Source organism: Sinorhizobium meliloti (assembly GCF_017876815.1).
Taxonomy (GTDB): domain Bacteria; phylum Pseudomonadota; class Alphaproteobacteria; order Rhizobiales; family Rhizobiaceae; genus Sinorhizobium; species Sinorhizobium meliloti.
Map to the genome: position 1 here is coordinate 1,375,153 of NZ_JAGIOS010000002.1, position 18,885 is coordinate 1,394,037.

The window sequence follows — 18,885 nt, forward strand, 5'->3', positions numbered from 1 at the left end:
CTGAGCTGTGCTTTTCGCGGCAGCGATACACGCCCTTCCAATCGTCATTGGCGATTTCCGCACATCATCTTCCGCACATCATCTTTGCGAGAGCGTGCGAGCGCCACTTCGTTGATACCAGATCGCGCGTCTTCGACACCCTGGCACCGGCCTGCTGCTCGGCGCTCTTGACCGGAACGAACCGCATGGTCGCCAGCGCGACAACCTCGCAGATGTTCTCCGCATCCGCCGCGTCGGTACCCACGGGATCAAACCAATCCATCCTGCCATAGGCAGATCAGTGAGCCATGGGGGACGCATTAAATCCAGCCAGTTAAAGCCTATCTCGGTCGAGGATATCGATTGCACGCGCACCTTCCCGAGGGTGATGGGCGGCAACACGAGCAGGCGGTGGTGTAGCCAATCACCTCAAGAATAAAGTCGAAAATTATCAAGTCGCGGCTCCGGTGCGATGTTCCACGGCAACAAGTCGTCAATTCTGTTGATCGGATGATCGGCGCTGCCGGTAAGGACGTCGCACCTGGGGTTATCAATGCGAGGCCGAGGTCGTCCGGGTAATCCTCGACCTCTTACTACGAAGTTTTCCACTGACGAGTCCGCCAAGCTCTTCTCGCCAGGGCTTGCGTCCAATGTCCAGACACTGCTCCCCAATAGAAACATCAACCATACGTAGGTCGCACCGTGGAAGTGCACGGTGCATCCGACAAAAAAGAGGGCCATCAAACTTATGAGAAGAGAGAGCCGAAAGGTATCCTCTTTCTCGTCAAGTCCCTTCTTGAAGGCCATCGCGCCGGTTAGCCAAAGGCAGGAGCCCAACATCAGAACGACTGCCGGAATCCCGTGCCGGATCGCAATGAGAAGCCAAAAATTGTCGACGCTGGCAGATCCCATCCATGACGGGCGTGCATACTCAGTGAGACCGATACCCAAGATGGGATGGTTAAGTACTGAAGCTGATCCGAACTCCCATATGGCTAGACGATACCAGCCCGTCTGTGCGTCAAACGTAAAATGGGAGATATAGAATTTTACCGGCGTTTGGTTGGATCCGAACTCCACGACAAGATAGGCAATAAAAGCAAGTCCCCACAGGATCTTCCACCGATACTTGATTTTTCCGAGGAACCAATTCCACCCTGTCAGGGCGGTCTGGATCATCAAGCCTGCAATAGGTGCCGACGACATCGACAGAAAGGCTGTGGCACCGACCGCCGCTGGCAACAGCCAGCGCAAAACACCTCTGCGACGGCCCAATATGACATAGGCGACCGCAAGAAGGCTCCCGCAGAAAAGACCGAATTCGATCGGATGACTGAACGGGCCCTGAACTCGCCAGAAACCCCATCGCGGGCCCATCGTGGTGATTTCAACCGTGGGGAAGATCGCGCTCAACGCCGTAAGAATTGGCTTACTGCCAGAGATCCACTCGTACAGAGCAAATGGCGACAAAAGAATCACCACTTTTGCCCAAAGCAGAGTCATTTTGTATAAATCTCCTGCAGACCTTATAAAGCAACGCCCGAGAAAATACGCGCCAACTGTTTCTATGAATAGTATTCCGGCCGGTTCCACTGCAGAGTCAATGCCATGAGCGGCAACTAAGGTTATGCCGACCCAAAGGGAGAATAGGATAAATCCAATATCGGGAACTCTGATGCGGCCGGCCTTGCCGCGCACCCACATGATCAGCGACAGAGGAAGCGTGCCGACGAGGACAAATCGGTAGACCGACAGGTTGAATGTGCCCAACGGGATTACCCATGGAATGACGAGACCAATGAGGAAAATAGCTACCGGCAGACGCAATCCCGTTTTCGACTGCAGCGTCCCCGAGCGGTGGCTGGAGCGCAGGCCATATCTGCTGGCGCGCGGACGCATTTCGGCGGCCGTCCCTGAAGTGAGCGGATCCAATGGAGCTTCCGCTGCGCGTGCTACAATCTTCATTGCGCTCCTCAGCAGGTCTAGATTGAAATATTGAAATCATATCGATGTAGAAATACGCGATCAGCTTGGCAAAAGGTCGAGTTAGCCCCCTCCATTTGACCGATCGAAAGCGTGCCGCCCATGCCGGCACGGCCCGCCTTCAGCATCTTGCCGCGCGGACATTTAAGGGTATCGTGCTTGGCGTCGTAACGAAAACGGTGCATAGGCACAGGGCTAGGGATTGGCTCTGCATTTGCCGGAATAACCGCTTCGATCGCGCTTTGCTCCATACCTGCGACACGCGGCAGGGTCGGTGACTCAGACTTTCTTGTATTTGCCTGTTTTGCGGTTTTTTTCTCGCTCTCAGCGGCTTCGTTGGCGTCGGTGACCGCATCTATATGGCGGGCCGCAAGACTTTCCCAACTGACGTCGGCCCGGATGAGTGAGGCGTCGACATGAACGACCTCACCAATGTTGACTTTGGCCGCTACGCAGACCTTTACCGTCCGCTCAAAAATAGTTCGGAAACGTTCTGCACCCCAGCGCTGACGGATACGGGTCAACGACGAATGGTCCGGGGGAGCAGCGAAATAGCGATACTAACTTGAGCCTCGCGTATCAACCGGCGGTCATGCAAGCATCAACCGGACTGCAACTTCCGGATCAATGCCGGGTCGACCAAATCCCGTCGCAGAGAGCTCATACTTCTTTAGGGAGGAGATCCCGAAAAGTGCCGCACACGTACAAGCTGATCGCGTTCCTTACGGCCGAGCATCGGGGAGGCTCCAGAGAATCAACGGATACTCAATGGAATAATGGAATCAGATAGATAGCACTTCATCAACAGCCCCGGGGTCCACTTCATGCGCAAGGTTCTTGCCCACGGCGGCAAGAGCGGCCGGCGTATCGTCTCCGCCTTCATCGCCCCGCCTCGCCCAGGAGACGCCAGAGCCGCCACCGCTCAATGGCGCGCCGTCGCCGACCAGATCCGGCCGGAGGTCCTCAAGCTCGCCGCCACTCGTGGATGATGCCGAGAGAGCCGTTCTCGTCCACATGACCTTCCCGAAGGAGCACCTCGTCAAGCTGCACTCGACCAACCCGATCGAGCGCCTCAACGGCGAAATCAAGCGCAGGACCGGGGTCGTCGGCATCTTCCCCAATGATGACACCCTCGTCCGCCTCGCCGGCGCGATCCTGCTCGAGCAGAACGGCGAAAGGGTCGTCCACGCGCCGGCTATAGAACGGTGGAAACCATGAGCCAGATGAGCGATGATCCGGTCGACAGCCTGCCAGCCGTGGCGCGCTGATCATCCCGGCCCATGCCGGAGAACGCGGGGACCAAAGCCGCCACCTATACCACTTCCTGGGACATGATCCGGGCCTGGGTGTTGCCCGTGAGCTCGGCCGGTTATTAGGAGCGGCAAACCGACGATGATCGTCAGCGAACCAAGGTGGATTGGCACTGCATCGCTCCTGGCAAGCCTCTCCAGAACACCTTCCTCGAGAGCTTCAATGGTCGGCTGCGAGACGCGTTCTTGAATGAAACCCTGTTCTCATCTCTGAACCATGCTCGATCAGCGCTTTCAATCTGGCGCCGCGGCTACTGTTTCATAACATCCACCTGTTTATGTCGTTGAAAGGAATAGTCTTTGCTGATCGGCATGCGATCCGGCGGGGTATGTCAAGCGAAGCGAGGAATTGACCCCCCTATTGCCTCACCCAGGAATGTTACTGAAGTTGGGGCACCGAGATGCCACGTATCTCCTCCGGCCGCGGCGGGAGGAGATACGGACGCGCACTTCATCCAGTCGCCATTGATTATGATCTGCCCGGCTATTTCCATACGCCAAGCCTCGACGGCCATCTGCACCGTCCGCAGCCGCTCGATGAAGCTTGCCCGCCAGTGAGGCGGACAAGCTCCCGCAGTTCCCAGTTCTTAAGCGGCGAAGTCCCAATTTGCAAAAGAGTGGTTGTGGGTGAAACCGTCGAACTGGTGCGCCGTGTAGTCATCCGATGCCGTCGTCGCATCGTCAGCCGATGCTGCAGTGGAGAATTCCTCCTCGGAATACGCGCCAGCAGCTTTGTCAGTGGAGGCCCAGGTAGGGGCCGCCGCATCCCTGCCAGTGTCGACAGCATCATGCTTGTTGGCACCGTTCGACAGCTTGTCGAACACGACGTGATCAACACCGCTCAGCCAAGTGTTCGCATTGGTATCGTTCGGATCAGGCGCGGTCGTCGACCCCGCGACGTGCGGCTCCTGCTGAGTAGAACTGCCACTGCCATTTGAAGCGGTTTCACCGGTCGATGCGCCTGACGGAACTCCGGACGATATGCCATCATCCTCCGTGGACGTGCTTCCGCCCGTCAACTCGTCTGCCGATGTAACTTCTTGCACGGTAGTCCCGCCACTAGTCGTGGAAGCTTCTTCGCCGATAGAGGAAGACGTACTTTCAACTGTAGGTTCGATGGTGCCACTTGCTGGGGAGTTTGTGATTCCCGCTGATGTAGCATCGTCCGGGGCGAGGCCGGCCCCGACGCCTCCGCCGCTTATCTCACTCGGTGAGGTCCCCGCCGGAAGCTCGGTGTTGCCTGAAATTGTGGGGGAGGCGTTGTCTACTGAGTAGTAGCCGTACCCCCCCATCGAAAGGTGGTTGTCGGTGATGGAAACGTTCGTAATCGGACCGCCATTAGCTCTGCCGTCTACGTAGATGTCATACCCGGGAGTTCCGCCCAGAAAATTGTTGGTTACATTGACGTCATTAATTGCCCCAAAATCGTTCTTGATGAACACAGCCGACGTGTCGCGCGCGAGGATGGTATTACCCTCGATCAGAACGCCGTCCTGGCCACCCTGCACCGAAATGCCGTCATAGTGCGGATCGGAAGCGCTGTCTTCGAGATCGTGGATGTAGTTCCCCTTCACCGCGCTTGAACCGCCTGTCAACGTGATACCGTTCTCGACTTGGGAGATATCGTTGCGCAGGAAGGTCCCGCTGCCGAGGATAGCCGAGTTGCTGTCACCGGAGGAGCCTGGCCCTACGATATCGCTGTCCTGGATGGTGAAGTTGTTCGCGCCCTCGGCATCGACGCCCCAAGTCGAATCAAACGTGATCTCACTGTTTTTGATCACCACATCGTCAGCCATGACACGGAGGGGTCCGTTGATGATCATGCCATCGATCACGGTCCCGTTCTCTGTAATGGTCATCGGTCCGGTGTATTCTGTCAGAGTTGTGCCGGCCGGAACGCCCGTATTCGTTGCATTAGGATATGTTGTTATTGTCACTTTCGAAGTACCTTTCTTTCTCGCCCCTACCCCTAAACTGATTGGTGCTTGAAGCACCTTTGTGCGAGTTCGGCTAATACCTTCTTGATACGCCGAAAGCGGCTCTAGAGACGAAAAATGGCGCGTCTAGGGCAACAATAATTAACCATCTCCATGAGATAGGACCGTTTCGGATGCCACATTTCGGCCACAAGCCCGAATGGGATATATTAAATATGACTAATTATTTTAATGAAATTAGTGCCATGTGTGCTGGTGGCGCACGTGCCGATGAGCACAAAAAGAAGCGTGGGCGAGAGGGTTGGTCACGCTTTTGTTGTGGACAAATAAAAAATTTTTCTTCGCCAGGTCGATGATTTGGCAGTCCGGGAGCGATGTAACTGACGGATTGCCGCTCTCTCCGGCATGGGCGGGGAAGATCCGCGTGCCACGGCGGGCGACCTTATAGAGACAAACAAAGCCAAGGTCGTTTCAATGATCTCCTCGATCCGCACGAGGTGGCTCGGAAGGGAGCCGCGATTGGCTGTAGGGGTTTGGAGTGTTGTCTGCTCGAAGGCGCCCGCCAATCATCTGCAATTGCCGAGCTACGCCATGCGGTTGGACACGACCAGGAGACAGATGGCACGCTTATTTAGGCCGGGAGATTCCACATGGCGAGCCATGCGCCGGGCAAACGGCTAGAGATCAACTTAGTGCCATCGGAAGTTTCCAATAGAGGAAGTCGTGGTTACCGCATCAGTGCAACAAGAACGGCGCGGCCGTTGGACAAGCCGCTCCGGAAAGCTTTTTTGACTACTGTACCGCGGGAAATTCGGATCCTCTGCCATTATCCAGATTGCCGACTAGGCAACGCTAGTGATTTGACATGCAATTGCGGATCTGCGGCAAATTTGGACGGATTGATCGTCGTCCAATCCGGAACGTCTCCGCCGCTTATCTCACCCGGTGAGGTCCCGCCGGAAGCTCGGTGTTGCCTGAAATTGTGGGGGAGGCGTTGTCTACTGAGTAGTAGCCGTACCCCCCCATCGAAAGGTGGTTGTCGGTGATGGAAACGTTCGTAATCGGACCGCCATTAGCTCTGCCGTCTACGTAGATGTCATACCCGGGAGTTCCGCCCAGAAAATTGTTGGTTACATTGACGTCATTAATTGCCCCAAAATCGTTCTTGATGAACACAGCCGACGTGTCGCGCGCGAGGATGGTATTACCCTCGATCAGAACGCCGTCCTGGCCACCCTGCACCGAAATGCCGTCATAGTGCGGATCGGAAGCGCTGTCTTCGAGATCGTGGATGTAGTTCCCCTTCACCGCGCTTGAACCGCCTGTCAACGTGATACCGTTCTCGACTTGGGAGATATCGTTGCGCAGGAAGGTCCCGCTGCCGAGGATAGCCGAGTTGCTGTCACCGGAGGAGCCTGGCCCTACGATATCGCTGTCCTGGATGGTGAAGTTGTTCGCGCCCTCGGCATCGACGCCCCAAGTCGAATCAAACGTGATCTCACTGTTTTTGATCACCACATCGTCAGCCATGACACGGAGGGGTCCGTTGATGATCATGCCATCGATCACGGTCCCGTTCTCTGTAATGGTCATCGGTCCGGTGTATTCTGTCAGAGTTGTGCCGGCCGGAACGCCCGTATCCGTTGCATTAGGAAAGGTGCTTGCCATCGCTAGCATCCCTTTCTCCCCACCCGCGAGGAGTTGGGGTGATATAGCGTTTGTCCTGGGATCTACAACGCCAGCTAAATAAGTGAGCGCTACCAGGGTATTGACTAATACGGTCACTGGCGCCTTCCGAATCAACAAAATTCAAAGACTATGTCCGTCCTGCCATAGGCACGCCGAAATAACCTAGGTTGGGACGACCGCTCGATCTCGCGGATAAGCGGAGCTACTTCGATCGCTTCGGAACGCGTGCCGTATACAATCAGGACCTTGTGCATGCCGGATCCCTTTTCGTTTCCCTTGGTCTGCATCAACGTCGGCACGATGGGAGGCGCGGCCGCCGGCGCTTCAATAGCCGTACTTTTCTGGGCTGAATCGGCACTTGTTCAAGACGACGCCGAGCACGTTGGTCCTCTCGGAGAGTTCCTGCTCGCAGACATCGACTTCATCCAGGGTGCTTTGCTCGGCTGCCGCGACGAGGATTGCGCAATCCACGTGGGGAAGGAATGCCAAGACGTCGTCATTGGAAAGCATAGGCGGCATGTCAAACAGGATGACGTGCGGACTCATCCGTTGACGCATTTCTTCAAGTACTCTCACCGTCTCGCGGCTTTGCAGAAGCTCCGCCGAAAACGATACCGTTTGCTTGTTGGCGCCGATCGCGAGATTGTTGCCATGACGCAGAAAGACATCGCTAATGTCGATCTCCCCCATTAAGAATCTCGCAAGGGGTTGGGGAGCCTCGATGCCGAGCGTGTTGGCGAGCTGCGGACGTTTAAGGTCGAGGTCGACCAAAATTGTGCGGCATTCTTTCTGATTGGCAAGACTGAAGGCCAGGTTCAGCGCTACAACAGTCTTGCCGCAGCCGGCCGTTGGAGACGTGATCCCAACGGTGGTCCAATTGTGCTGCGTTAACTCCTGCAGCAGCTTTGTTCGGATTATATCAAACGCCGCATGCGCCGGGTTCGGCCGGCTGGTAGTGGTGACAATACGATTGAGGGCAAGGCGTCGCGCATCGGTTCGCAATGGCGGCAACCGCTCCCAAATGGTTTCGGTTCCGGCACGCGGGCATGCGAGAAGCGTCTGCTCGCCCAGCAGTTCCGGCCTGGGAAGCTCCCGCTGGGATGCATCGTAATGTTCCATGTGTCACGCCTCTAAATCACATAGGGGGCTAACCCGACGTTTCCGCCGCTAACCCATTGCGGCAAGCCACCCAAAGGCACTCTGGGCCATAACCGAGAGCGGCAAATAAAGGTAATGAATAGCAGTCAACAATGCCGGAACAGCTGCTGCGGGAAGCACCGCTGCCACGGTCCTTCTGATGGCGAAGCGATTCTCCTCAGCCGTCGAAATATACGGGATGGTGGCAATCGGCTTGTGGCCAAGCATGCTCGCGAGCTCAACGGGTCTCCGAATCGTTCCGTTGAGAAACTCGAGCAAGGCGACGAACGCCACGGCAAGACCCACCCCACCGACTGCGCCCATCAGCGCGATGCGAAAACGTTTTGGCGTCTCTGGAGACTCAGGAGGAGTCGCGCGTTCAAGGATGGAGAAGCGGCCCCCGTCGGACCGTTTCTCGATCTTTTCGCCCATCAATGCCTCCGCGCGCCTGGCGATTGCTGTATTGTATTGCGTCTGCAGATTGGCGCGGTTCCGCTCAAAGGAATTCAGAACGGTTTCGCTGGCGGGGGTGGCAGTTATTGACTTCGTCAGAGCGCCAATGCTTTCCGTTATGGCAGCCCTCTCTCGCGCGATCGCTCGCAAGCGCTCGTCGATGTAAGAAACCTGGAGGTCGAACGTGGAATGCCTCTTCTTCTTGCTCGATGCTTGGGCTTCCTGTGCTTGTCGACCTTGAAGTGTTTCCTGCAATGACGTGATCCGCCTGCGCAGTGCCAGGATGTTGGGGCTCGTTTCCGAAAAGATTGCAAGCTGATCGGCGAGCGCGCGGTTGAGCTGCAGGAGCATTTGCTGCTCCGGTGTCGCAGCTTCGCCATCGGGCAACTGGCCCGTCAACGCGTAACTTTCGGCCAGACTGCTCCGCTTACCGAGCAAATCGGATTCTTCGCGCTCCAGGGAGATCAGCCTCTCCTGACGGCTCGTTTGCTGGTTACGCCGAAACTCGAGACTGTCAGGCAGAGTGTCTGAGTTCTCGTTCTTGAACTTGAGAATTTCGGCTTCGATAAGGTTTAAATCCAAACCGAGCCTTGCGACCTCTTGATTGAAGAATTGCACTGTCTCGGCGGCGCGGCCGGTTCGCTGCTGCTGTTGCTTGAACAAGATTAGGTCGACGAGTTCGTTGGCTACCTCTGCCGCCAGCACCGGCTCGGCTGCCGCGAATGCGACGCTGAACACCGAAGCGGTCGGCCCGCCATCGGGTGCACCCAATACGATCTCCTCGAAGGTGATGCGGGAGCGCATGTCGTTGACGATATCCTCGTCAGCCGGAGGCTCCTTGCTCGGCGCGTAGATTTCCAGTTTATCAGCCAGCTTGAGAAGATCGTTGCGTGTCGTGATCTCTTGCCGAATGATCTGCAATTGCTGAACAGCCTGTATCGCCACCGTGGATCGCGCAAGGTCCGCGGGGATCTGGGGTGCCTCCACCAGTATCTTAGCGCTCGCACGATAAACGGGCGGCAGTACGAATGCTACGGCCACGGCAATCGCCAAAACCGCGGCAGTTATCGCCGCCAGATAGGGCGATCTTCTCATGAGAATCGAAGTGTAGAAACGCACATCCGCGCCATTCATCTTGAACAGACCTGAAATTGAAAAATCGACCCTCTTCGCCTGATGCCCATTCTCAAGCCCTTGTGACTGCTGGGGTAGATCGTAATTGGTGGAGGGTCCTGCACCGCTCTTTGCCGGAGCTAGTTCTTTTGGCTAGGCAGGATGCCATCGTCATGCACCGGCTTCTGAGAGAGCCGACTGCTTTAGACATCGGCGTGACGTGCGCAGATGTGGCCGTCGAGCCGGTCTAGCCAATGGAGGGCGAATTGGCAGCCGCATCCCTCGAAAGGTGGAAGGACCGTGCCTCACGACTAAGTCGAATGAGGAAATGATCCGGTAAGGCTTAGCCGAAGCTCCTCCAAGTTTGAGAAGGCTCGAAACCTTCCAATCTTCGTGGGCGCGACCATGCTCTTCATTGGGGACCTGCGTCAGTCAGCATGTGCAGAAGCGGCGATGGTAGCCGTCGCTCGATGCAAAGAGTCCTCCTTGGTACGTCTTCGCTATCCGGGCGAGATTTTCAATGCCTTCCATTCATGCTCCAGCGCAGCTGAGCGTCGTCATTCGTCATTCCGCACCTTCAACAAGCCCGACAATCTACTCTAGTGGCTGGCTGCGCTCGACGCACGGCGAGGAGAAGGCGTCCCATGCGACATCATCGTGGTGGACAATGACTCGTTCGAAGAACCCGGTGGCTGTGTGCTCACAAGTTGAAGGCGTCCGCCTGGAGCGCGAGCCCAATCCCGGGCCAGACCCGGCGCGCAATCGCGGCGCGTTGGTGGCCAAGGCGGAACTGCTCACTTTTGTCGATGCCGACTGCGTGGTCCAGTCAAGCTGGCCTCCATCTCATGGACAGCTCCCCGATGTTGATCTGATCGCTGGAGGCATTTGAATTCTGATGACCGACCGGATCGGCCGGCCGCAAATCGAAGCCTTATGAAAGTATCTATAGCTATCGCACCCGTCTTTTTGTCGAACGCCAAGGTTTCGCCGCAACCGGGGACATTGCAGTCCGCAGGCGCGTGTTGCGGGCGGTCGGCCCCACGGCGGAATTTCGACGATGGAAGACACGGATTGGGGGATGCGCGCGACGGCGCAAAGGCTATCGGTTGGTCTGTTTCCCCGGGGCCAAAGTAATAACGTCTTCATGCAAATCCTTCGGCGAGTTGGCACAGCGATGGGACCGACATGTCGCCCACGAATTTCGCAAACTCGGGACAGACTGGATGGCCAGGCTTCAATGGCTGATCACATCCGCCCTCGTCGGCGCGTCGCCCCTCTGTGGGGCTCTGACCATCCTGCGCACGGATCGGCTGTCAGGTCTCCACAACCGATTGCTCGCCCTCAAATGCCTCACGCGGGTGCGTCTCTATCGCGCCAGTTTGATGTTTTGCCTGGCACTTCATAGAGACACTGCAAGATTGTTCGGTACCCGGAAAATGCGGAAGTCCTGAAGTCGATATCTAGCCTATTTAGGTCTTTCGATCTAGATCGAATTGTATAACATGAGTGTATTGAAGATCGTAGTCTATATTTTCTAATATTGCGCTCGGCGCAGGGAGACCGTGTTAGCGTGTATTACAATTACTTTTCTTTCAATCGATAGAAGTTCCGGCACGAATATAGGCGTGCAACGGGCGATGCCACCCCCTGCGCTTGTTGGCGGTTTTACCGCCTCCATGGAGGGGCCCATGTCGCAAAATTCCAAACAACAATTGCACCGCATCGCCACAACTGGCGTATATGGCGGCGCGTCCACAACGTCGCGGCCGGTCTATGCCACATCGGTCAAACGCAGTTTCGATCTGTTGGTCACAACGGTGCTGGCGCCCTTTGCGCTGGCGATCGTTGGCATCCTCGCTCTGCTTATCTGCCTCGATGGTGGAAACGTCCTCTATTGCCAGCAGCGTCTCGGGAAGAACGGGAAGACCTTCAAGCTCTGGAAGCTTCGAACCATGGTGCCAAATGGGGATGAGCAACTGCGGGCATATCTCGAGGCAAACCCCGATGCCCGAACGGAGTGGGACAGCAACCAAAAACTGCGGGACGACCCGCGCATCACCCACGTCGGGAAGTATCTGCGCAAGTATTCCTTCGACGAATTGCCGCAGCTTTGGAACGTATTTGTTGGTGATATGAGCCTCGTGGGTCCACGACCGATGATGCCGGACCAGCGGCAGTACTATCCTGGGACGGCTTATTTCACCATGCGTCCCGGAATAACGGGGCTCTGGCAGATCAGTGAACGCAACGACTGCACATTTGCAGAGCGGGCGGTCCATGATAACCGCTATGCCGGAATCATGTCGTTCAGCCTGGATCTGTGGATCCTCTCGAAGACACCTGCTGTGGTGCTTCAGGGAACAGGCGTGTAAGCGGCATTTTACCTCTGCGGACGGCGGTGACTATCGGAGTTGGCGTAGTCAGTTTGTCGGGCGCTGATGGTTGGGCAATATCCTCCATATGCCCATTTGCGTTCGAATGACGAAATTCACTCGGCAGGATTTGCATCGGCGGTTTGGCTGTGGCCATACGACACACCATATGTGCCGCTCTCGACAGGAAAGATTGCGTACACGGCGCCCTTAATGGTCTCGGTCTTGTAGTCCACTGGCATTCCGCCGCGGGTGATCCCCGAAATCTCGATCCCTCCACTTCTTGCCGGGACCATTCCGCGAAGCATCTTTCCGGTTCTCGGGTCGGCGAAAGCGTCAAAGGTGAGGACGCTACCGCTCCAGGCGATATGCGCGAAATGGGAATTGTTGCGGCCGTCCGTCCAGTCAAGCAACTGCCGCGCCGAAACCAGGGGGACACCGCGGGCTTTTGCCGCAGCCGTCAACTGCCTGTCGAAATCGTCAGTGAAATCGTAATGGGTCCCGAATGCGCCATAGTAGCCTTCAGGCCCAAGCGCCCGGTCGAGTAGCGCCTCGATGGCCGACGGAAAGCTCATTCCGCTCTCGTTCACCAGATGCGTGGGCAACTGGTAAACGTCAATCATAGTCCCATCAAGATCGGCAAAACGCATTGGCAGGCCGGACCCGGTCATGAAACCGGGACGGTCCTTTATCCATGAGGGGGGCCAGTGGTAGTAGTTCAGGTCCATACGAACGCCGTACCGTGCCTCCACCTTCGGCGTGCCAGCCCATTCGCTCCACGGCAAGCAATGCGTGCGGCTTCCCGTCTGGGCAGGCAAGTCGCGATATTTGGCGCGGAAGTCGTGAAGCTCGCGGCTGAAGATCCCGGAAAATTCCGGCGGCTCGACATTTTTGCACCCGGTGTTGACGTGCACACCGATATCGAAGCCCGCTGCGGCATAGGCGCGGGCTTCCTCCGCCGTCAAACCGGACGTCGTGTACATCCAGGAGGTCGCGCGATAACATTCCCAGTCGACGAGTGAGCACCCCCTGGGCTCATTTGCCTTGAGCTCATCGAATGTTTTCCGGCTTCCCTTTCTGGTCCCATGATCGTCGCCCGTCATCACCAGAACCGCCTTGTGGCCTTTAGGGAAGTACCACAGTCTCGGCAGCGGCGCCTTGCCCTCAAGCATAAGGTTCATCAAGTTGACGAGCAGCCGCTGCTGCTCGTCAACCACCGGAATGGCGACTCGGTCAAGGTCATTCCAGTCGGGATGCTCATCACCCTTCTTGGCGCCAAAAAACAGATCAGTAGGCCGGATGACCGGACTTCCGTCACGCTCATCTCCGACCCAAGCGGGATTGCCCTGGCGCGTGTACACGATGGACCGGGCGAGATCATAGCTGAACGTCGCCGCTTGGCCTCCGGCTTCGCCAATCTGACGAAGCGTAATAGCCGGATAGAGCGTCGCGCTCGAAGCATCGCGGTAGAGTCGGGCGATCTCGGTCACACCTTCACTCCGCGTGTATAAATCCGCCGCGCCGTGGAACTGGATGGTCTTACTTGTGATGCCGCGCCCGGGATCCACCGCCGTGTCGATCAGTAGGTAACCGTCGTTCATTGATGCGCCGCGGTACTTCAGTCCCAGAAGCAGCGCCAGCTTCTTGTCGGGGCGCATGCTGATCAGATCGCCACCTCTTTGGACCCAGCTCGAAAACATCGCCGCTTGTGCCTCGCTGAGCCGCATCTCACCCAGGATGGCGAGACTGAAGCGGTCGAGCAGTTGGTCGGTAACCTGCGAAAGCTCGATGGACTCAAACGAGCCAATGCCTTCAGTTCGCAGAATCTCGCTGTAATATTTGGTGAAAGGCTGGCTCGCGGAGGCAATGATCAGTATTTGGCCTCCGTAGCCTTGTTCAAGATCACGCCTCGTCGTGAATGACCAACGGCGGCTGAGCGTCAGAGGGTTGCCGGCGTTGTCGCGCGCGTCCACGGCAACGGCCGCCATATATTTGGTAGAGATCGCCAGTGGTATGGCGGGCGAAAGCACCACGGAGCGGTTCCGCTCGTCGTAAATGGCACTCGCCTCGACCGTTACGTTCGCCGCTGACAGCCAGAATGAATTTATCCTGACGCTAGCAGAATCTATTCCATCGCCAAAGGTCACCATGATTGCGGCATCGGGATCTACATCCCTGCTATCCGCCGAGGGGGCAACCCAGGAAACAACGGGGGGCGCATAATCCCCCGAGGGGAACCAAGCAAACATCGCACCTAAAATCGTCGCCCAGATCAGTACCAGGCCTTTGGACAATTTCTTGCCTCCCCAACTCGACAATGCCGGCATCGGCGTCTTCGGCTATGGGGTTATAAAAACCAGTTTCTCGGCTGCCGAATGCAGTCGATGCTTGAAAACTTTACTTATACAGCGGCTGTTCCTCCGGGACACTGCATCTTTCGGGGGACCGGACTCTCGATCATCCACCGACAGAGGAAAACACTTATACGTGGGGGATCGCCGGCATAATTGCTGAAAGTGGGATCATCCATTTGGCGTACATTCTGCCGGTGGTGGGCGAGAAGCTGTCGTCCACCATCGCTGGCATCCTTATTTCGGTCGTCGTCTGCGGCTGCACTACAGCGAGAACCGACCTGATGCGCGAATGCTGGCAGGGACCCCCGAAACTTCGATCTCCGGGCGTCGCGTCACGCGGGAGCTGACGATGCTCCTCGAAGCGGGGCAAGCCGGGCATCATCGTCTCTGACCACGGCACGAAATGGACTTCGAACGCGACCCTCGCCTGGTCAAAGGATCACAAGGTCGAGTGGCACTATATCGCGCCGACAAAGTCGATGCAGAACGGCTATGTCTAATCCTTCAACGGGTGAATGCGCGACGAGCTGTTGAACGATAGCCTGTTCTCGGGCTCGGCCACGCTCGCAGCGCCATTCGCTATTTGGTCAACGATTACAATACTTTCCGACCGCACTGGTCGTTTAGATACTAGATCCCGGCAGCCTATGCCGGGACCATCACCGCAACCGGCTCCAACGCTGCGCAAGATGAGGGCTACGCGTTTCCGCCGGTTGCTCCCGCCGCGACAATTGGCGTATTCGAAAACCGAGGCTCTAATCGCCGTTTGATGAAAGTTCAGGGGCAGGTCACCGCAGCAGCGAGATCTATGGGGTTTATCTGACTACCGCCGATCGAAAGGTCATGCGGATACACGAGCAGTCGCAACGCTGATATTTCCCTTGATGTCCCGCGAAAGCCGCGCTCCGCAATTCCGCCACGTGGCACAGTAGATGGTGCATCAGAACACTGCCGGCCGTGCCTCTCCTTGCTAGTCCTAACTTTGGCGGAATGGCGGCCCCACCAATGCAAAGTAGGACAGTGGTTTGGCTCCTTAATACTAGGTAAGGAGATACGTCTTTTGGCGCGCTCAGTACTGAATTCTCTTTCGTTTACTCTGAGATTGAAAAGTATTCTCTTGTTGAAAGAGACATTGCCAGGCGAACAGGAACCTCGGTGGCCATGCCGGTCGTGGTTTCAAATCAACAAAAACAACTCAACGGGAACTTTGCAGCATGATTGCGTCCGATGTCACGCTGCATGACGGTGTAGTCATCTATCACCCGGAGCTCGTAAACCTCTATGGTTGTATAGTAGAAGCCGGCACGCGGATCGGAACCTTCGTGGAAATCCAGAAGAAGGCCGCGGTTGGAAAAAATTGCAAGATCTCCAGCCATTCCTTCATCTGCGAGGGAGTGACGCTCGAAGAGGGCGTCTTCATTGGTCACGGGGTCATGTTCACTAACGATCTTTTCCCGCGCGCGGTGAATGCGGACGGAGGACTTCAGTCGGAGAGCGATTGGGTTGTTGTCCCGACGTTGGTCAAGTGTCGCGCCTCTATCGGCAGCAACGCCACTATTCTCGCGGGCGTGACGATCGGAGAGGCCGCGCAAGTCGGCGCCGGAGCGGTGGTGACCAGGGATGTACCGGATTACGCGATCGTTGCCGGCGTACCGGCCAGGGTCATCGGACGCGTCAGGGACAATGAAATCGAGACTTGTTCCCTAGGGGGATGAAAATGATCGGTGTTGCAGTCGTGGGCTACGGTTATTGGGGACCAAACCTCGTCCGCAATCTATGGGAAATGCCGGGAGCGCGCCTGGTCTGCGTGTGCGACCTGCGCAAGGATCGGCTCGACGGCGTCCGGAGTCGCTACCCGGCCGTTGAGATCACGGACGAGTTTGAAGAGGTCCTGCGGGATCCGCGGATAGACGCCGTCGCGATTGCGACACCCGCTCATACGCACTTCAAACTGACGATGCAAGCGCTGCTGGCCGGCAAGCATGTGTTGGTCGAAAAGCCGATGGCGTCCACATCGGATGAAGCGCGCCGCATGGTAGAGGAGGCGGCGCGCCGCCGCCTCGTGCTTGCCGTCGACCACACCTTCGTACACACCGGCGCCGTGCGCAAGATGCGTGAGCTCGTCGAGAACGGGCTTGGGGACGTCTACTACTACGACTCTGTTCGCGTAAATCTAGGTCTCTTCCAGCACGACGTCAGCGTCATCTGGGACCTCGCGGTGCACGATCTGTCGATTATGGATTACGTGCTCCCCGAGCGACCGGTTGCCGTTTCTGCGACCGGCATGAGCCATGTTGCCGGCGAGCCTGCGAACATCGCCTATCTCAATCTTTTCTTCGAGAGCAAGTTGATCGCTCATGTCCACGTCAACTGGCTCGCCCCCGTGAAGGTGCGGCGGACCCTTATCGGTGGCAGCAGCAAGATGATCCTCTACGATGATCTCGAGCCGAGCGAAAAGATCAAGGTGTATGACAGGGGCATCACGTTGAACGGCTGCCCTCAGAAGAATGGTGAAAAGGTCTATCAAATGCTGGTCGGCTATCGCACCGGCGATATGTATGCCCCCCACCTCGATCTCGCAGAAGCGCTCGGCATCGAACTGCGCCAGTTCGTAGGCTGTATAGAGCGCAACGAAGTCCCCGTCGCTGACGGAAATGCCGGCCTGCGCGTGGTGAGGATCCTGGAAGCCGCAACGCAATCGCTCGCCGAGCGTGGGCGAGTCGTCGAGCTCGAACAGGTGAGGCGCATCGCATGATCCCCTTTCTCGACCTAAAGGCGCAATATGCATCGATTAAGGGAGACATCGATGCGGCGGTGATGCGCGTGCTCGCTTCAGCGGAATACGTGCTGGGAGAAGAGGTCGCACAGCTCGAACGGGAATTCGCGGAATATTGCGGCACGCGGCACGCGGTCGCCGTCAACACGGGCACAAGTGCCCTCCATCTGGCTCTGCTGGCGCTTGGCGTAGGCCCCGGCGATGAAGTCATCACCGTACCCTTCACGTTCGTCGCCACGGTGTCGGCGATCTGTTATACCGGCGCGCAGCCGGTCTTCGTCGATGTTGAGCCGGTGACGCTAACCATGGACGCTACAAAGCTCGAAGCCGCGATCACGTCCCGAACGAAGGCGATCATGCCCGTCCATCTTTACGGGCAGATGGCCGACATGAACGCGATCAAGGCTATTGCCGACCGTCTGGGCGTGCCCATTATCGAGGATGCATGTCAGGCTCACGGCGCCGAATACGAGGGCCGTCGCGCCGGAAGCATCGGGGTATTGGGCTGTTTCAGTTTCTATCCGGGAAAGAACCTCGGCGCCTGCGGCGAAGGCGGTATTGTCGTCACCAGCAATGACAGTCACGCGCGCACCGTACGCATGCTACGCGACTGGGGACAGGAACGCCGGTACCATCACGTGCTCAAGGGCTTCAACTACCGGATGGACGGCATTCAAGGTGCTATCCTGCGTGTAAAACTGAGGCATCTCAACAACTGGACGCAATCGCGCCGCGCCCATGCAGCCCGCTATTCCGCGCTGCTGGCTGGATCGAACGATGTGAGAGCGCCCTTAGAGGCTGCCGACCGGCGCCACGTCTACCACATTTATGCGATCCGGTGCCGGGATCGCGAATACTTGCAAAGGGCGCTGGCTATTCAGGGCATCCAATTCGGTTTGCACTATCCCATTCCGGTGCATCTGCAGAAAGCGCATGCTGACCTCGGCTACACCCCTGGAGATTTTCCGAGATCGGAGTCTGCGGCCCGCTCGGTACTATCGCTGCCCATCTACCCGGAAATGACCACGAGGCAGATCGAAGAGGTTGCGTCGGCGGTGGAGCAGGAGGCCCATGTCCATTGAACGCCCCGCGACTTGCCGAGTTGTTCCGGCGGTGCATGGCCGCCGTGAAGCCGTCGGCGACCCTCCGTACCAAATGGAACTGGTCAAGGAGCTCAGACGGGCCTACGGCCCCGGCGGGCTGGTTGAGCTTTACGGTCGCTTCTCGACGGGCGACGGCTTCACCGACGCTCTGATGCGCAAGGTGATCTGGCAGAGCGCCGCGAGGCGTTGCGGGAGCGGTCTGCAGGTGGGCAGCGGAGCCGGCTTCAAACATCCGGAGACCTTCGAGATCGGCGACGGCGTGTTCATCGGCGCGCAGGCCTATGTGCAGGGCCGCTACGACGGGAAATGTTTGATCGGCGACAATGTTTGGATCGGGCCGCAGGCATATCTCGACGCGCGCGAGCTCGTCATTGAGGAATTCGTTGGATGGGGGCCGGGCGCCAAAATTCTCGGATCCAGCCACACCGGCATCCCTGCCGACGTGCCGATCATCCGAACCGACCTAGAAATCAAGCCCGTCTACATCGGCGCATGGGCCGATATCGGGACGAACGCCACCATCCTGCCCGGTGTCACGATCGGCAAAGGGGCGCTCGTGGGGGCCGGCGCCGTCGTCGTCTCTGACGTTGCGGCTTTTTCCGTCGTTGCGGGGGTGCCCGCGAAATTCCTGCGCTGGCGGGGGGATTCTGATCCGTCGCCGGCGAAACGATGAGCAACG

At 57.4% G+C, this 18,885-nt stretch carries 12 protein-coding genes and 5 pseudogenes; 9 read left to right on the plus strand and 8 right to left on the minus strand.

The window, feature by feature from the left end:
• Positions 1-115: 115 nt before the first annotated feature.
• The 3 genes and pseudogenes from JOH52_RS35265 to JOH52_RS25355 all read right to left on the minus strand — a co-directional run.
• A pseudogene (locus JOH52_RS35265) lies at positions 116-238 on the minus strand (IS110 family transposase); the annotation flags it as partial.
• Between the two features lie 170 nt (positions 239-408).
• A complete protein-coding gene (locus tag JOH52_RS25350; RefSeq protein ID WP_017272709.1) occupies positions 409-1,944 on the minus strand; it encodes an O-antigen ligase family protein in 1,536 nt (511 codons plus the stop codon).
• Between the two features lie 140 nt (positions 1,945-2,084).
• Positions 2,085-2,698: pseudogene (locus JOH52_RS25355) on the minus strand (IS5/IS1182 family transposase); the annotation flags it as partial.
• 79 nt (positions 2,699-2,777) lie between these two features.
• On the opposite strand from JOH52_RS25355, the pseudogene JOH52_RS25360 reads away from it, so the two are divergent.
• Both JOH52_RS25360 and JOH52_RS25365 read left to right on the plus strand, forming a co-directional pair.
• Positions 2,778-3,230, plus strand: a pseudogene (locus tag JOH52_RS25360) (transposase); the annotation flags it as partial.
• A 141-nt stretch (positions 3,231-3,371) separates the two neighbouring features.
• Positions 3,372-3,527, plus strand: a pseudogene (locus JOH52_RS25365) (integrase core domain-containing protein); the annotation flags it as partial.
• Positions 3,528-3,859: 332 nt separating this feature from the next.
• On the opposite strand, the gene JOH52_RS25370 reads toward JOH52_RS25365, so the two are convergent.
• The 4 genes from JOH52_RS25370 to JOH52_RS25385 form a co-directional block, all read right to left on the minus strand.
• Positions 3,860-5,131 (minus strand): right-handed parallel beta-helix repeat-containing protein, encoded by a 1,272-nt coding sequence (locus JOH52_RS25370; RefSeq protein WP_017272707.1) that lies wholly within the window; start codon positions 5,129-5,131, stop codon positions 3,860-3,862.
• Between the two features lie 1,011 nt (positions 5,132-6,142).
• Entirely contained in the window at positions 6,143-6,877 is a 735-nt protein-coding gene (locus tag JOH52_RS25375; RefSeq protein ID WP_234833891.1) for a right-handed parallel beta-helix repeat-containing protein, read from the minus strand.
• 345 nt (positions 6,878-7,222) lie between these two features.
• Positions 7,223-8,017, minus strand: a complete 795-nt coding sequence (locus JOH52_RS25380) for a CpsD/CapB family tyrosine-protein kinase (protein ID WP_127657775.1) — start codon at positions 8,015-8,017, stop codon at positions 7,223-7,225.
• Positions 8,018-8,065: 48 nt separating this feature from the next.
• Positions 8,066-9,622, minus strand: coding sequence for a GumC family protein (locus tag JOH52_RS25385; protein WP_017271965.1), 1,557 nt, complete (start codon positions 9,620-9,622; stop codon positions 8,066-8,068).
• 499 nt (positions 9,623-10,121) lie between these two features.
• Here JOH52_RS25385 and JOH52_RS25390 point away from each other — a divergent pair, with 499 nt between their 5' ends.
• Together JOH52_RS25390 and JOH52_RS25395 are read left to right on the plus strand one after the other, a co-directional pair.
• Positions 10,122-10,490 carry a glycosyltransferase family A protein gene (locus tag JOH52_RS25390; protein WP_127657776.1) on the plus strand — a complete coding sequence of 123 codons (369 nt, stop codon included), beginning with the start codon at positions 10,122-10,124 and terminating at the stop codon, positions 10,488-10,490.
• Between the two features lie 799 nt (positions 10,491-11,289).
• Positions 11,290-11,973: a sugar transferase gene (locus JOH52_RS25395; RefSeq protein WP_017271966.1), complete on the plus strand. Its 684-nt coding sequence runs from the start codon at positions 11,290-11,292 to the stop codon at positions 11,971-11,973.
• A 116-nt stretch (positions 11,974-12,089) separates the two neighbouring features.
• Here the strand turns inward: JOH52_RS25395 and JOH52_RS25400 are convergent, their stop codons facing one another.
• Positions 12,090-14,300, minus strand: a complete 2,211-nt coding sequence (locus JOH52_RS25400; protein WP_017271967.1) for an Ig-like domain-containing protein — start codon at positions 14,298-14,300, stop codon at positions 12,090-12,092.
• Between the two features lie 232 nt (positions 14,301-14,532).
• On the opposite strand from JOH52_RS25400, the pseudogene JOH52_RS25405 reads away from it, so the two are divergent.
• The 5 genes and pseudogenes from JOH52_RS25405 to JOH52_RS25425 all read left to right on the plus strand — a co-directional run.
• Positions 14,533-15,150: pseudogene (locus JOH52_RS25405) on the plus strand (integrase core domain-containing protein); the annotation flags it as partial.
• 391 nt (positions 15,151-15,541) lie between these two features.
• Positions 15,542-16,042, plus strand: a complete 501-nt coding sequence (locus JOH52_RS25410; protein ID WP_013850911.1) for an acyltransferase — start codon at positions 15,542-15,544, stop codon at positions 16,040-16,042.
• Positions 16,043-16,044: 2 nt separating this feature from the next.
• The gene (locus JOH52_RS25415; protein WP_017265486.1) at positions 16,045-17,082 is read left to right on the plus strand and encodes a Gfo/Idh/MocA family protein; all 1,038 of its coding nucleotides are present in this window, start codon (positions 16,045-16,047) and stop codon (positions 17,080-17,082) included.
• A complete protein-coding gene (locus JOH52_RS25420; protein WP_017271970.1) occupies positions 17,079-18,185 on the plus strand; it encodes a DegT/DnrJ/EryC1/StrS family aminotransferase in 1,107 nt (368 codons plus the stop codon). The genes JOH52_RS25415 and JOH52_RS25420 overlap by 4 nt, the downstream gene beginning before the upstream one ends.
• Positions 18,175-18,879 carry an acyltransferase gene (locus tag JOH52_RS25425; RefSeq protein WP_026031300.1) on the plus strand — a complete coding sequence of 235 codons (705 nt, stop codon included), beginning with the start codon at positions 18,175-18,177 and terminating at the stop codon, positions 18,877-18,879. Before JOH52_RS25420 ends, JOH52_RS25425 begins: the two co-directional genes overlap by 11 nt.
• The last annotated feature ends 6 nt before the right edge of the window (positions 18,880-18,885 follow it).